We start from the raw sequence: 14,266 nt of genomic DNA, 5'->3' as shown, positions 1-14,266 counted from the left end.
ACGGAAGAGTTGGCAGCGGTCAGGGAGCGGAGACCTCGTAGGGGATGGGCCGGTTCTCCTTGGCCCAGAGCTTCTCCATGTCGGAATATGCCGGAGGCGGGATGATGCCCTGCACTCGCCAGAGATCCATGGGTGTCTCGTCGAAGTGGATCTCCCAGTCAAAGCCGCGCTCCTTGACGAACGGGGCCAACATCTGCTCAGTCGAGGCCATGCAGGCGGCCCGGATCTCGGCCGTCTCCATCTGCCGGGCTATCGTGTCGACTACCACCCGGATGAAGTTGGTCGTGGCTTCGCCGCCGACGTACATGGTGTTCGCGGGCATCTCGTGGAACCTGACGACCACGTAGAAGCGCGGAATGTCCACAAAGTCGACGCACGACTGAGTGATGGCTTCAGCGAGTTGTTTCTTTTCCTCGTCGGTGAAGGCGTTCTCTGGGCTGAAGATTTCCCAAAGCGGCATTTGCGGTTCCTCACTGATCTTTGAAGCGGCTAGCTGTTGCCATGACCAACACTAAGGACGTGTGACGCTCGCCTGATAGAACGATCGTGCCCAGTTCTGGAATCTGACCGCCACGTCGATCGAGTAGTCCTCTCAGTAACCCACGGGGTGACCGGCGAACTCACGTCCGAAATCGCGCCCAGACAGCTCGCGTCGCAGAATCTATAAGGGTGCGCGATCGCGGTGAATTAGTCGCACGGTCACCTATCGTGCTATGGCGAACTTCCATCGAGCAATTCCGCACCGTGGGAGCAACCGCGTACCAGAGGCGGCGGTGCGACCTGGACGTCCTCGACGGCAACCTCGAAGGCAAAGCAGCGGTGCATCTTGAGAGCGGGAGCGTTGCGCATCTTCTCGTCGATCACCGGGTGTATGTGGACGCCTCAGGCTCGCAGGTGCTTCACGAAGTGGTCTCGCGCGGCCGCCGAGCACTCGTCGAACCCGTCTCCGGCGTAGGCGTCGAAGTGCCCCCCGCGGGTCAGGAGAATCTGCTTCGGTTCCCGGGCCTCCTCGTACGCCTCCAGGGCGAGCTCAAACGGTGCCACCACGTCGTCGGCGGACACGATCATCAGCAGCGGCGTCGGTGCGATCCGGCTGATCCAGCTGCCGGGCTCGTACTCGGTCAACAGCTCCAAGCTCCGGGCCGTGATCTCGTTCTTCCAGTTCGGCGCCCGCTCCGCCGACGTCTTGCTGAACCACTGGTAGGCCTCGGTCGAGGGCATAGCGGCCTGGGCCATCGGGTCGGGCGTAACAGCCGGAAGCATCGTGGGTTCCCCGCCGGTGAACCGCTGGAGCCGATCGCCGTCCAGGGCCGCCCGGGTGTGCGGCAGGAAGTCCGGCCGGATAAACCGGCTCAGCACGCCTGAACCCGAGATCGCCGGCACCTGGGAGACGACGGCCTTCACCCGCTTGTCGACCGCGGCGACCATGAGGACGTGCCCACCGGAGAAGCTGGTGCCCCAGATGCCCACCTTCGACGCGTCGACCTCGGTGCGGGTGGTGGCATACGTGATGGCGTTGCGGAAATCGCGGTACTGGAGAACAGGGTCGACCTCTTGGCGAGGAGTTCCGCCGCTATCGCCGAAGTTCTGGTGGTCGTAGACGAGCGCGTTGAGGCCTGCCTGGGCGAAGACTTCGGCATAGTCGTCGAGGTACATCTCCTTCACGGCCGACAGCCCGTGGGCCAGGACGACGACCGGTGCAGGTCCGCTGGTGTCCGTGGCCGGGTAGAACCAGCCCCGGAGGGTGACCCCACCCTCGCCGGTGAACTCGATGTCTTCGCGCTTCAATGTGATCGTCCGATTCTCTTAGCGTGGTTCGTCTGATGTTGTCGGGCAGGACGCGGGTCAGTGTGCGTTGGTCTGTGAGCTGGCGGTCAGGCGAATCCGTGGGCTTCGCGGTAGTCGCCGGGCGACAACGAGAACTCGCGGCGAAATTCCCGACCGAAGTGGCTGGAATCGCAATAGCCCCACCGGTGTGCGATCGCCGCGATGGAGTTGTTCGTATTCACCAAGTCACCTCTGGCCGCGGCCAGGCGATGTTTGCGGACGACCGAACCGACGGTGTCTCCGGTCGAGGCGAAAGCCCGATGTACGGTCCTGGAAGCAACCTTGTGCGAGGCGGCGAGGTCGGCGACTCGGATCGCGCCACCAGCGAGATGAGTGACGATCCACGCTTCCATCTGCCGGCGGAGCAGCGGCAACAGGTCACTGTCACCGACGTCGGCCTGGCTCGAGCGGATCATGCTGGCGATGAGGACGAGCAGGGTGTTGCGGGTGCCTTCGATCTCCGCCGCGGACATCCGCACGACGTGACGGTCAATGCTGGATAGGAAGTCCTGGAAGAGGTTCGCCAACGGGTTCCGGGCGGTCTCCAGGAGTAGGCAACTCGGTATGCCGTCCCCCGTATCGAACGGAGACAGCGCGGTCATGGGCACCTTGACCGTTCGTTTGGTCAGGCGCTCTGGGATGACGAACTGTCCGGTGGTGCGGCTGCTCATGATGAGAACCGTCCCTGGCCGCAGGACGACGGCCTTTCCCGACATCTCAGTGATCTGCCGACCGGCGGATGCGGTGAAGAGCAATAGCGCGTCATCGTCGCGGCGTGCGACGTTTCTGCCTCGGATCCCTTCGACCGGCGGGCAGATCCAGTCGGTGATGAGGAGGTCTCCGAGGTTTCGCTCCTGAACTGAACCGTAGAGCGCGACCGGCCCGATGGGCCGCAGGTCCACGCTAACAAGGCGATCGCGGACGGCGCGCCTCCAGCGGGAGTCGACCTCCTCGGGCACGGGAAGCTCAGCCCGGTTCAGGATCGAATGGGTGAGGGTCACGGTCTAGCTCCGGCTTCCTCGACAGCAGGGCTCGGTGTGGTCGCGAATGTGTAGTTTGGTTCGCTGGACGGCCGTTTTCTTGCCCTCAAGCGACAAGGATTTGCCCGTGCGCGACACTGCCCTGCCCATCCGGGCCTCGATCTTGCGAGGGCTGTCCGGGTTGGTCAGCCGCGCTGGCGGCGCGGGCACCGAGCTTCTCGAGGCGTATGGCTTCGACGAGTCGAAGATTGTGGAGGGCAACGCGTTCGTCAGCCTCAAATCAGTCGAGGGCCTCCTCGAGGCGGCGGCGAGGCATTTCGCGGTTCCCGATCTCGGCTTGAGGATGGCGGCACAACAGGATCTACACATGATCGGCCCCCTGGCGATCGCCATGGAGAACTCACGGACGATTGGCGAGGCCATCGGATGCGCGAGCCGCTATCTGTTCGCCTACAGCCCGGCCATCTCGCTCGAGGAGATCGAAGATCCGCTGGAAAGCCCGGAAATTGTCGGGCTTCGCTTCGCGACCACGACAATGAACGCATCGCCACAAACGATCGACTACGGCATCGGGATCGTTCACCGAGTCCTGACGCTGATCAACGGCCACAGACCCTACGGGCTTCGTTCGGTGCAGCTACCCCACCCCCGCCTGGCTTCTGAACGCGCCTACTGGGACTACTTCGGGGCACACGTACGGTTTGACTGTCCGAGCGCGGTCCTACGTGTCACTAACCGGCTGGCTTCGATGCCGGTCAGTGGCGGGAACGAGCTGCTTCGTGACATCGCTATCGACTATCTCGAGACGCACTTCCGTCACCGGGAGGTACCGATCTCCGATCTGGTCGCGGCGATCCTCGGCGAGCAGCTCGGGTTCGATGGACCTGACCTCTCGAAGGTCGCGCGCCTACTGAGTCTCCACCCCCGCTCCCTCCAGCGGGCACTGTCCGAGGAGGACACGACCTTCACCGGCGTCGTCGATCGCGTTCGCCGGAGCCAGGCCCTGGATCTGATCACGACCACCGATATGTCGTTCTCACGGATCGCGGCAAGACTGGGAATGCGCGAACAGTCCAGCCTGACTCGTGCGGTACGCCGGTGGTTCGACACATCACCCTCGAAACTGCGCCACGCGGGACAGGAACTGAAAGACCAGTCCCCCTGGGGCCAGTCACCGCCGCCGCGCTGAACACGATCCTGGCACTCCTGTACCGCGGCTGGGCCCACTCGTTCTATCAGTCACCCTCCGCGCGTTCCTAGCGTGTGGTGTCGCCGGCGCCGACACCACGCAGCCGTGCCGGCCACCCCGACCGCAACCGGAGGTACATGTGGAGACCGACACCCGTCCGCTCGCCACCACCAACCCGCCACTTCGCGCGACGGTTTTCACCGGTCGATGGCCCGACATCCCAGCCGTCGACTCACCCGAGATCCCCACCGGCACGTTCTCGCCGACCACCGCGACGATCATCAGCGGTGCCACCGAGGCTGTCTTGATCGACGCGCTCTACCTCAAGGACGACGTCCGGGACCTCGGGGACCTGATCGAGCGCACGGGCAAGCGGCTCACCACGATCTACATCACCCACGACCACGCCGATCACTACCTGGGCTTCGGTCCGCTCCTGGAGCGGTTCCCGGACGCAAAGTGCGTGGCACTACCCCACGTGCTCGACTCCATGAAGGAGACCATGGAGGCGCAGAAACAGCAGTGGGCGATGTTCTTCGGCGACACGTGCGTGACGCCGGGCCCGCTGCCGGACCCGCTCGAGGGCAACACCCTGTACGTCGATGGTTCGCCGCTGAACGTCATCGAGGTCAAGCAGGCCGATATCCATCCCTCGTCCATCGTGCATGTCCCCGACATCGACGTCGTAGTGGCCGGCGACGCCATCTACAACGAGATCTACCCGATGCTCGCGCTGTCCACGCCCGCGGAGTGGCGAGACTGGCTCGAGACCGTGGACATTGTCGAGCGTCTCCGTCCCCGGATGATCGTGGCCGGGCACCGCAGGCCCGACGGCGACGACCACGCGGTCGAAGCCATGATCGCCCAGACACGCGCTTACATCCAAGACTTCGCGGCCGCGCACGAGGTCGCGAAGGACATCCTGGACCTGGTGACCATCATGGCGACGAAGTACCCCCACCACGGCAACCTCTGGAGCCTGCAGGTCTCCGCCGCGAGCGCGATCCAACGCCGCGACGCGGGGTAGCTCGTTCCCCGATCAGCGCACGGCCGAGGTCCGCCCTCGGGGCTTTCAACTGCGGGGTTTCGTTGTGAGACTCGGTTACCCTGGTTTCATGAAACGGACGTCGCTGGCGAGCTGGCCGTGCTCGATCGCCCGGACCATGGACCTGCTCGGAGACTGGTGGACCCCGTTGGTGCTTCGGGAGGCGTTCTACGGGGTTCGGCGCTTCGACGAGTTCCAGCGCGCGCTGGGTATCGCGCGCAACACGCTGACCGATCGGCTGCGCCGGCTGGTCGACGAGGAGCTGCTGGAGAAGCGGCTCTACCAGACCGAGCCGCGACGCTACGACTACGTGCTCACCGACAAGGGGCGGGACTTCTTCGGGGTGCTCGCGGCCATGTCCCGTTGGGGTGACCGGTGGCTGGCGGGTGAGGCAGGCGTCCCCGTCACCTTCCATCACAAGGCGTGCGGCCATGACACGCATGCCGAAGTCGTCTGCGCCGGGTGCGGTCAGCCGATGCGGGCCGGGGAGACGTCGATGCGGATGGGTCCGGGTTTTCCGGAGCCGCTCAAGGAACGACCGGAGGTGCAGCGCCGCTTCGCGGACCGCTGACGCCACTTGACATCGAGAGTCTTAATACGCAACTCTTCTGGTTAAGGCCTTGAAGAGGAGGTTGGCCCGCGATGGAGTGGACCGGTGCGCGCTATGCGGACAAGCCGACGGTGCAGGTGCGCACCTGGATCGAGGCCCCGCCGGAGCGGGTGTGGGCGGTGGAGGACCGGACAACCCGACCGCGATCTGGCGCCTCCGGCCCGCCTCCGCGGGAGCAAGGGCCGGCAGCGTCATGAACGCCCGCACGGTCACCGGCCGTCACCCCGGCTTGTGCCTTGCTCCAACCACGAGCCCCCTCCGCGGTCCTGCACGAAGGAGGGGGCACCAATGACCGTCACCGCGGCGATGGATCTCGATCTGTTCGGTCTGGAAACGACCGAGCAGGAGGCTCGGTGGGAAGGCGCCCTACGTGACCGACTGGCTCCGATGACCGTGCGCGTCCCGCCGCGGCGGGGCGACGGCGGGATCGTCCGGTCTCGAGACATCGGCGATCTGCTGGTCACCGACTGGGCATGCCCACCGTTGGAGGGGGTGCGGTCCCGCAGAGCGACCCTCGACAACGAGCGGGACTCGATAGTCATTTTCGCTGGCTACGCCGGCAGCGAGCGCTTCACCTTCGGCGGCACCGACGCCATACTTCAGGACGGCACGCTGGCCATCGTCAGCGGACGCGTGGGCGGCCGTTTCACGGTGCCCGATCGAATCAACAAACGCACCCTGGTGCTACCGAGGGCGAGCGTCGAGGCGGCCGACAGCGGCGCGATCATTCCGTCTTGCCTGCTGCTCGAGCCCGACCGGCCGCTCGTGCGCCTGTTCCGCTCCTTCCTCGAGCAGGTCTGGCGACAGGCACCGGGCATGAACGCCGTGGAAACCGAGGCGGCCCGCACGGCGTTGGTCGCCCTGGCCGCCGGAGCCATCCGCACCCGAGGAACCTCGGTAACCGAGCGGTCGACCCTGCCCGCGCTACGCGCCCAACTCGACAAGTGGATCACCGCCAACCTCCAGAAGGGACCGATCCAAGTCGAGGACCTCGCCGCCGCCCACAACGTCTCCGCCCGCACCATCCATCGCGCATTCGCGATCACCGGCGACACGATGACCTCGGTAATTCGAGCGCGGCGCCTGGCCGCGGTACGCGAGGACATCGTCCACACGAATCTGACCATCGCCGCGATCGCGCACCGCTGGGGTTACTACGACCCCAGCCACCTCGGCCGCGAGTTCCGCCGCCACTTCGGCGCCTCCCCGGGGGAGTATCGGCAGACCTACGGCTGCTGAACGGACCGGGGACCATCGGCACGCCGGGCGCTCTTTGCCCGCTCGGTCAACGCGGGCGGCAACCCACCGACGGGCAGGCCTCCGTGCTGTCCCCGCGCATCCGTAGCCGCCACCGGCAGCTCGGCCGCGCCGCACCCGCACAATGCGCGGACCCGCGCTGCCCGCCGGCCGCTTCCGCCATACGAAAGCCGTCGGCCTGAAGTTGCCAGCTCGCGCAGAGCCGCATACCCCTCTTCGACGCGCGCGATCAGCGGCCACCGCTCGCTCGCGTGGAACCGCACCTACTGGAGGGCAGCGTCGTAGGGTGAGCTGTGGTTTTCCTTGCCCCATTGGCGCTCAGCCTCAGACCACGACGGCGGCGGGACCATCCCGTCGATCTGCCAGGTTTCCCGATCCGTCTGTTGGACGTACAACTCCGACTCGTACCCGCGGTCCTTGACGTACGGGTTGAGCGCCTCGTGAGCCACCTTCAGAAAGATCTTGTTGACCTCCGCTAGCAGCAAACCCACGCGCTCGGCGACCTGATCGTGGGAACGAGCGATATGCAGGATGTCGATGTGGACGGACCGGTCTCGCGCCTCGCCACCGACGATGTACGACTCCCGCGCGATGCCGTGGAAGAACACGCCGACGTAGAACCGCGGCAGATTCAGGTCGAAGTTGTCGACGTAGATGTTGGTGATCCGCTTGCCGAGTTCGATCTTGTCTTCGGCTGTGTAGGCGTTCTCAGGGTGGTAGACGTGCCACACGGGCATGGGTCACTCCTTCGTGATGATCTGGCGAAACCAGACGACGCCAGCGCGGACCGGAAAGGTGTTGCGATCGCTTGTTGAATCTCAGGCTCGGAGATGCTTGACGAAGTGGTCTCGCGCCGCACCAGCACACTCGTCGAACCCGGCTCCGGTGTAGGCATCGAAGTGCCCGCCGAGGGTCACGAGGATCTGCTTGGGCTCCCGGGCCCGCTCATAGGCGTCGAGCGCGAACTCGAACGGTGCCACCGTGTCGTCCGAAGCCACGATCACCAGCAGCGGGGTCGGCGCGATGCGGCTGATATAGCTGCCCGGCTCGTACTCGATCACCAGCTCCAGGCTGCGCGCCGTCACCTCGTTGCGCCAGTTGGGCGCCCGATCCGCCGCGGTCTTGCTGAACCACTCGTAGGCATCGGCCTGGGGCATGGCGGCCTGGGCGGTGGGATCAGGGGTGACGGTCGCAAGCATGGCCGGATCTCCACCGGTGAACCGGTTCAGTCGGTCGGCCTCCAGCGCCGCGCGAGTGTGCGCGATGAAGTCGGCCCGAACGGTCCGGCTCAGCAAGCCCGACCCCGAGATGAGCGGCACCTGGGAGACGACGGCCTTTACCCGCTTGTCGATCGCGGCAACCATCAGGGCGTGACCGCCGGACAAGCTCGATCCCCAGACACCGACCTTCGACGCGTCGACCTCGGATCGGGTCGTGGCGTAGGTGATCGCATTGCGGATATCACGGACCTGCAGGATCGGGTCGATCTCCTGGCGGGGTGAGCCGCCGCTGTCGCCGAAGTTCCGGTGGTCGTACGCAACCACGTGGAGACCGGCTTCCGCGAAGTACTCCGCGTAATCGTCAAGGTGCATCTCCTTGACGCCTGTCGCCCCGTGCGTCATCACGATGACCGGCGCCGGGGTGGTGTTCCGCGCAAGGTAGAACCAACCTCGAAGGGTGACACCACCCTCGCCCTGGAACTCGATGTCTTCGCGGTTCATCTACACTTCCGATTCCGTTGGAGTGACCCGTCCACTGTTGTGCTGTCGGACACACTCCTACGCTACGAATGCGTCAGCAGAGGGCCATAGAACAAGCGCGCCGGGTGCTGGTATCGGTGTGCCAGGGTCCGCAGCAAGCGGCGAACCTGTTGGCTTCGCCGTAGTCCCCCACCCGGTTTGCCGAGGTGGCAAGCGGCGCCCCCTGTATCCGCTGGCCGTACGGCTCGGGGTGTTCACACGACCTTCAGGGTCGTGGTCATGCCGCCGTCAAGCGGGATGGTGGCGCCGGTAATGAACGAGGAGCCACGCGCGGACAAGAAGATCGCCAGCGCCGCCGCATCGGCCGGGGCACCGATGCGGCGGAGGGGGTTCCTCTCCCGGATCTCGTCACCATGCTCGGCGAGCGGGACCTCCATCATCTTGGTCAGGAAAGGTCCCGGGGCGATCGCATTGACCAAGATGCTCGGGGCCAGGGCCGATGCCATGTGCTTGGTCAGGTGGTGCAGGCCGGCCTTGGCCGCGCCGTAGGAGTAGTTCTCGAAGCCCGGCACCGCGAGGCCGTCGATCGACCCGATGTTGATCACCCGGGCGGGGTCGCCGTCGCGGCTGGCCTTCTCCAGCATGGAGCGCAGCTGCTGGGTGAGCACGAACGGGGCACGCAGGTTGAGGTTGATCACCTTGTCCCATGCCGAGACCGGGAAGTCGTCGAATCCTGCACCCCACGTGGCGCCGGCATTGTTGACCAGCACGTGCAACTCGGAGGTTTGCGCGGCGACCTGCTCGGCGAGCCCAGCCGACTGCCGCGGATCGCTCAAGTCGGCCGGGATCGCGGTCGCCTCGCCGTGCTCCGACAGCTCCTTTTCGGCGTCAGCACATGCGTCAGTCTTACGTGAGGAGACGATCACGCGCGCACCGGCCTTGACCAGGCCTTCAGCGATCATGTAGCCGATGCCGCGGGTGCCACCAGTGACGAGCGCGGTCTTCCCGGCCACAGAGAACAGGTCGGAACTCATCGGTCACTTTCCTCACGCTTGGAGAACTGGCTGGGCATTGGGTTTTGCGCGGGAGCCGACCGCTCGCCGTACTACTTGCCCCGGAAGCTGACCTGGCGGGCGTTCGACGAACGACCACGTCAGGTCTCAATATCGACCGCGTCCTGGTCAGCAGGGAGCCACGCGGGGTGTGCTCGCGGGCGGCTCGACCTCGCGGCGCAGGATCTTGCCTGATGGGCCTCTGGGCAGAGCGTCGACGAGCCAGAGGATGCGGGGGTACTTGTAGGCGGCGAGGCGCTCCCGCACGAACTCCTTCAGCTCCTCCGGGTCGACGGTCTGGCCGGGCTTGAGCGCGACCGCGGCCCCGATCTCCTCCCCGAGTTCGGCGTCCTTGATCCCGATGACGGCGGCCTCGGCGACGGCGGGGTGTTCGTACAAGGTCTCCTCTACCTCACGCGGGTAGACGTTGTAGCCACCTCGGATGATCAGGTCCTTCTTGCGGTCAACGATGGTGTAGTAACCGTCGGCATCACGGGTGGCGATGTCGCCGGTGCGGAACCAGCCGTCCGGGATGGCCTCGGCGGTGGCCTCTGGCCGGTTCCAGTAGCCCTTCATCAAGTTCTCGCCTCGGATGGCGATTTCGCCCCGCTCGCCTTCGGGGACGTCGCTGCCCAAATCGTCGACCAGCCGCATTTCGCAGCCGGGAACCTGGAAGCCGATGGTGCCGGGTTTGCGCTCGTGGCCGTGCTGGTTGAACGAGGCGACCGGGGCGGTCTCCGAGAGCCCGTAGCCCTCGAGCAGCTCGCAGCCGAACTGCTTCTCGAAGCCGCGCAGGATCTCCACCGGCATCGCCGAGCCACCGGTGATGCAGGTGCGCAGCGAGCTCATGTCGGCATCGAGGGCCTCAGGGCAGTACAGCATCGCGGCGTACATGGTGGGCACGCCCTCGAACACGGTGACCTTGTCCCGCGCGACGACGCTGAGGGCCTTGACCGGGTCGAACCGCTTGAGAAGGCTCAAGCAGGACCCGGCGAGGACGGCGGCGTTGAGCCCACACGTGAGGCCGAAGACGTGGAACAGCGGCAGGCAGCCCATGATCACGTCGTCAGCGGTGGTCCTGATCAGGGTGTCGACTGTCATCGCGGCGTTCGAGATGAGGTTGTGGTGGGTCAGCTCGGCGCCCTTGGGCTGGCCGGTCGTGCCGGAGGTGTAGAGGATGACCGCGGTGTCGTCGTCGGCACGCTCGACCGGCTCCGGTGCTGGGGTGCCGCCCAGCCCTGCCGGCCCGGTTGCGGGCACGATCACCCCGGGGATACCGACGGCCTTCGCGGCGTTGGACACCACGTCCCCGGATCCCTCCCAGCCGTAGACCAGCGCCATCCCGGAGTCGTTGAGGTAGTACTCCACCTCACGAGCCTTGAGCTGCGGATCAGCGGACCGCCTGGCTCTGGATCGATCCGGCCGTGCCGGGCATGATGAGTCCCACTGATCGGTAGCGACGTACGGGGAGCTCTTGTCTATCCGCGTCCTCAGGTGCCGATGATCTGCGACGGGGCATGGGCTTCTCCTTTGTGCTGGCCCGGAGGTGCGGAGCGGCACGTCGCCGTCGCAGGCTAGAACGTCGGGCAGGGACGCGGATTATGTGCTCGTCCAATTCCCTTGGGAGCGGTCCTCAGATATTTTCGTGACGGGCGCACTCACAAACTACGAATGCGCGCAGACCGCCTCATAGAACAATTGCGCCGCGTACTAGTACGGCTGTGCCACCGTCCAAGCACGCACATTAGCCCGGGCTCTTCATGACGGGCTGAGCGGTAGGTGACCCCGAAAGCAGAAAGTGCCTCGTGACCAGGTAAGACAAGGCTTGTCGAGGGCCATGTCCGCCGCGGTCGAGGAGGCACTTTCCGAGTGCGGGCTACAACTACCCGTCCGAAGATCATCGTGACCGCCGACGGGGCCGGGGTGGTCTCGCACGCCGGATCTCGTCTACTGGCCGACGTCGCGGACCGGACCACCCTGACCGGCGAGTTGTCGCAGGCTCTGGATGGTGTGCGGCCGGCGCGGGCGCGTCATGATCCGGGACGGGTGCTGGTGGACCTCGCGATCGCGTCACTGACGGTGCGACGACGATCTCCGAGATCGCTGTGTTGGGCGACCAGGCTGAGTTGTTCGGGGCGGTCGCCTCGGACTCGACGTGCTGGCGGCTGCACCGCGCTGTCCGCCCTCACCGGACAGCCACACCCGATGGCCGACTCGTAAGATCATCCGTCCGCACCGCCGCTCACCGGACCATGCCGCGCAACGGCTCGCACGTGCACCCCGCTCAACACAGAGATGCGACGCGAGCGTGCTCGAAGACCAATCTGAGCCCGCCACGCGGCCGACCAGCGTGCCCGGGGACTGCGGCTGCCGCGCAGACGAGCCGGCCTATCAGCCGGATACAGAAGAAGTCGCAGGTCAGCGGCTCGTTTCACCGTTCTGGGACGTCCCTGGGCCGTCACGCTGATTGCCGCGGGGCATGATTCGAAAACCGCCTCCAGACCTCCAACCCGCCGGCACCGATGAAGCCCACCCCGTCGGGGGTTTACGCGCTGTAAGCGATTGCACCAAAAGTCGATCTTGATCACGACACCCCGGCGGAGCTCCAGCCCCTGGGCGACCTCGAGCGGTGAACTCGCCCGCAGTGACTCTTTCAACCACGGCGCAAGCGTTCACGTCATTGCTATCAGCATGAGCGCGGTGGCCAGGGCCATCCCCGCCTCGGTGAACACAGCCGGCCGGGTTGCGAGGATCTCCCGGGTAATCTGGTCGCGGCGGGTCACCCCGAGTAGTGCAGTGAGCAGGAAGTACCCGGCTAGTGACCAGCACAGCACGTGCAGCACGGTGTCCAGCGGGCGTTCCGGGTAAGGCGGCGACCGGCTGCTGGATCGGCCGGTTCGATGGGTATCGGATGAGGGCGAGCACACCACCGGTGGCGAGCCCGATGCCGAGGAGCATGATCGGTGGCCCGCCCTCCCGGTTGCTCGCCGCTGACCGCTCGTCGCGGGCGAGCCACTCTTCGTAGGTGCCGTCGTGCGAGTCCAAGCTGCTGAAACATCGGTCGCCAGGGGCCATGATCTGGTGGTCGAACATGATAGCGGAGGGGTCCGCGTGTGAATTGGCCATGTTGATACCGATCGCGGTCGCGGTAAGCCCGATCGCGATCGCCCACGCCGAGACCTGTGCCCTTGTTCCCATCCCTGACACGCCTCCGATCCGCCCGGTTGTGCTCTGTCCGACGCGCGCCGGCCTGAGATGGTTGCGGCGGGCTCATCGGGGGTTGGTGAGCAGGCCCAGTTCGGTGGCGGTGCTCAGGCACCAGGTGACGGCGGTGTCGAGCGAGCGCCATTGCGGGTCGTGTGCTTTGAGGTAGGGAACGACGTAGGGCTTGGTGGTCTGGTCGGGCAAGTCGTCGGGTCCACAGGCGCAGGATGGTGACCCGTAGTTCGCCCGTTTCATCCGGGCGGCGAGCGGGGCTTCGGCGGAATCCCAGACGCTGAGCCACAGGCGCCGCAGCATGGCTGGGTGGGCCGTGGCGAAGATCAACCGGCCGAGGTCGAGTGGTTCGCCGGCGCTGATGACCTTGGCCACCGCGGCGTGGCGGCGCGGACCGATCCAGGAGGCGAATCCGGACCAGATATCCACGCTGTGGCCGGTGGCCAGCACGGTGCAGCAGAGCGCGGCCAGCGCCAGGCCCCGGTTGCGCACCGCGTGGTGCGGGGTGTCGGCCGAATACCCGGCCGGGATGAGGAAGGTCACCACGCGCCCCTGGGTGGACATCGGTTCCGGGGCGGCGTCGATCATGCACTCGGGCACGCCGGCAAGGTAGGCGCCGATGTCCACCTCGCCGCCGGTGACGTCCCAGCTGGGGCGGAGCGCGGACACGCGCAGCAACCGGCCCACCCTGGCGCGCAGCTGGCTCACCTCGGCCTCGAGCTCCGGCAAGATCTCGAACCAGCCACCGGTGGCCAGATCCAGCGCACGTCCCCAGCTCGCCCCGGCCCACGCTGTCCTGCCGTGGCGGCCCGCGCCGTTGTCGATGCTGTCCGGTGCGCGAGCCGCCACCAGGAAGTCCGCCCAATCACGCAGCGGCGGCAACGAGTGAGCGCCGCTCACGAGGGCACTCACGGGCTCAGCCCCAACGCCGAGCGGTGTGCCTGCGACAGGCCGCGCAGCACCCGCCACTGCAGCACCTTAGCCAGCGGCACCCCGGCCTCGAGGAGTCTGGCGCCCTCGATGCTGGCGCGCGGGCTGAACATCACCGGCAGGTTCTTCTCCTCAGCGGTCGCGCGCAGCCGACGCACCGTGGCCAGCAGTTGCACGACCGCGTCCTGCTGGGACGGTGCGTGGGCCAGTGCTAGCCGGCGCTCGAGTCGTTCGTCGACCGGCACCTCGAGCAGGGTGAACCGGTCGAGGGTGGCCGCGTCGAGCGCTTGGCGCCCGACATAGCGGCGGTCACCGCCGGCTCCGTAGGTGTTGGCGGTGGCGACCAGCCGGAACTGGGGATGGGCAGTGACCATGCCGTCGGCGAACGCGCATATGCCCAGCGCGAGCGCCTGGTTGAGCTCGGCGAGCAACCCGGGATGCCCGCAGTCGATCTCGTCCA

General features: G+C 66.3%; 14 protein-coding genes and 2 pseudogenes. 6 read left to right on the top strand and 10 right to left on the bottom strand.

The window, feature by feature from the left end:
• Positions 1 to 19 precede the first annotated feature (19 nt).
• From ABEB12_RS31250 to ABEB12_RS31240, 3 genes are all read right to left on the bottom strand, one after another.
• On the bottom strand, positions 20 to 460 hold the full coding sequence (locus tag ABEB12_RS31250) for a tautomerase family protein (protein ID WP_185061431.1): 441 nt from the start codon (positions 458 to 460) through the stop codon (positions 20 to 22).
• 422 nt (positions 461 to 882) lie between these two features.
• Positions 883 to 1,788, bottom strand: a complete 906-nt coding sequence (locus tag ABEB12_RS31245; RefSeq protein ID WP_185061430.1) for an alpha/beta fold hydrolase — start codon at positions 1,786 to 1,788, stop codon at positions 883 to 885.
• An 86-nt stretch (positions 1,789 to 1,874) separates the two neighbouring features.
• Complete coding sequence (locus ABEB12_RS31240; protein ID WP_185061429.1) at positions 1,875 to 2,828, bottom strand: helix-turn-helix domain-containing protein; 954 nt, start codon at positions 2,826 to 2,828, stop codon at positions 1,875 to 1,877.
• A 106-nt stretch (positions 2,829 to 2,934) separates the two neighbouring features.
• On the opposite strand from ABEB12_RS31240, the gene ABEB12_RS31235 reads away from it, so the two are divergent.
• From ABEB12_RS31235 to ABEB12_RS31215, 5 genes and pseudogenes are all read left to right on the top strand, one after another.
• Complete coding sequence (locus tag ABEB12_RS31235) at positions 2,935 to 3,996, top strand: AraC family transcriptional regulator ligand-binding domain-containing protein (protein ID WP_221498137.1); 1,062 nt, start codon at positions 2,935 to 2,937, stop codon at positions 3,994 to 3,996.
• Between the two features lie 139 nt (positions 3,997 to 4,135).
• Positions 4,136 to 5,023: an MBL fold metallo-hydrolase gene (locus tag ABEB12_RS31230; protein WP_185061427.1), complete on the top strand. Its 888-nt coding sequence runs from the start codon at positions 4,136 to 4,138 to the stop codon at positions 5,021 to 5,023.
• An 88-nt stretch (positions 5,024 to 5,111) separates the two neighbouring features.
• Positions 5,112 to 5,612 carry a winged helix-turn-helix transcriptional regulator gene (locus ABEB12_RS31225; protein ID WP_185061426.1) on the top strand — a complete coding sequence of 167 codons (501 nt, stop codon included), beginning with the start codon at positions 5,112 to 5,114 and terminating at the stop codon, positions 5,610 to 5,612.
• 71 nt (positions 5,613 to 5,683) lie between these two features.
• A pseudogene (locus tag ABEB12_RS31220) lies at positions 5,684 to 5,773 on the top strand (SRPBCC family protein); the annotation flags it as partial.
• A gap of 166 nt (positions 5,774 to 5,939) precedes the next feature.
• Positions 5,940 to 6,890, top strand: coding sequence for a helix-turn-helix domain-containing protein (locus tag ABEB12_RS31215; RefSeq protein ID WP_185061425.1), 951 nt, complete (start codon positions 5,940 to 5,942; stop codon positions 6,888 to 6,890).
• Positions 6,891 to 7,171: 281 nt separating this feature from the next.
• On the opposite strand, the gene ABEB12_RS31210 is transcribed toward ABEB12_RS31215, so the two are convergent.
• The 4 genes from ABEB12_RS31210 to ABEB12_RS31195 form a co-directional block, all read right to left on the bottom strand.
• Entirely contained in the window at positions 7,172 to 7,645 is a 474-nt protein-coding gene (locus ABEB12_RS31210) for a tautomerase family protein (RefSeq protein ID WP_185061424.1), read from the bottom strand.
• Between the two features lie 81 nt (positions 7,646 to 7,726).
• Entirely contained in the window at positions 7,727 to 8,629 is a 903-nt protein-coding gene (locus ABEB12_RS31205) for an alpha/beta fold hydrolase (protein ID WP_185061423.1), read from the bottom strand.
• A gap of 233 nt (positions 8,630 to 8,862) precedes the next feature.
• Positions 8,863 to 9,642, bottom strand: a complete 780-nt coding sequence (locus ABEB12_RS31200) for an SDR family oxidoreductase (RefSeq protein WP_185061422.1) — start codon at positions 9,640 to 9,642, stop codon at positions 8,863 to 8,865.
• A gap of 147 nt (positions 9,643 to 9,789) precedes the next feature.
• On the bottom strand, positions 9,790 to 11,220 hold the full coding sequence (locus ABEB12_RS31195; RefSeq protein ID WP_345703297.1) for an AMP-binding protein: 1,431 nt from the start codon (positions 11,218 to 11,220) through the stop codon (positions 9,790 to 9,792).
• A 309-nt stretch (positions 11,221 to 11,529) separates the two neighbouring features.
• Here ABEB12_RS31195 and ABEB12_RS42275 point away from each other — a divergent pair.
• Positions 11,530 to 11,828 (top strand): annotated as a pseudogene (locus ABEB12_RS42275) (IS1380 family transposase); the annotation flags it as partial.
• Between the two features lie 504 nt (positions 11,829 to 12,332).
• Here ABEB12_RS42275 and ABEB12_RS31190 read toward each other — a convergent pair.
• The 3 genes from ABEB12_RS31190 to ABEB12_RS31180 all read right to left on the bottom strand — a co-directional run.
• Positions 12,333 to 12,503, bottom strand: a complete 171-nt coding sequence (locus tag ABEB12_RS31190; protein ID WP_185061421.1) for a hypothetical protein — start codon at positions 12,501 to 12,503, stop codon at positions 12,333 to 12,335.
• A 427-nt stretch (positions 12,504 to 12,930) separates the two neighbouring features.
• A complete protein-coding gene (locus ABEB12_RS31185; protein ID WP_185066063.1) occupies positions 12,931 to 13,788 on the bottom strand; it encodes a DUF7192 family protein in 858 nt (285 codons plus the stop codon).
• On the bottom strand, positions 13,785 to 14,266 hold a 482-nt coding region (locus ABEB12_RS31180), incomplete at its 5' end, for a hypothetical protein (protein ID WP_425572292.1). The genes ABEB12_RS31185 and ABEB12_RS31180, both read right to left, overlap by 4 nt.

It is taken from the genome of Actinospineispora eucalypti (assembly GCF_039543365.1).
In the GTDB taxonomy this organism is placed as follows: Bacteria; Actinomycetota; Actinomycetes; order Mycobacteriales; family Pseudonocardiaceae; genus Pseudonocardia; species Pseudonocardia eucalypti.
The sequence above is the reverse complement of the archived record's forward strand: the minus strand, read 5'-3'. Positions and strand labels throughout refer to the sequence as shown.

What these genes read in the sequence shown, in the direction of transcription:
- ABEB12_RS31200 (WP_185061422.1), bottom strand. Translation starts at nt 9,642, where the DNA reads ATGAGTTCCGACCTGTTCTCTGTGGCCGGGAAGACCGCGCTCGTCACT.
- ABEB12_RS31210 (WP_185061424.1), bottom strand. Translation starts at nt 7,645, where the DNA reads ATGCCCGTGTGGCACGTCTACCACCCTGAGAACGCCTACACAGCCGAA.
- ABEB12_RS31225 (WP_185061426.1), top strand. Translation starts at nt 5,112, where the DNA reads ATGAAACGGACGTCGCTGGCGAGCTGGCCGTGCTCGATCGCCCGGACC.
- ABEB12_RS31215 (WP_185061425.1), top strand. Translation starts at nt 5,940, where the DNA reads ATGACCGTCACCGCGGCGATGGATCTCGATCTGTTCGGTCTGGAAACG.
- ABEB12_RS31250 (WP_185061431.1), bottom strand. Translation starts at nt 460, where the DNA reads ATGCCGCTTTGGGAAATCTTCAGCCCAGAGAACGCCTTCACCGACGAG.
- ABEB12_RS31205 (WP_185061423.1), bottom strand. Translation starts at nt 8,629, where the DNA reads ATGAACCGCGAAGACATCGAGTTCCAGGGCGAGGGTGGTGTCACCCTT.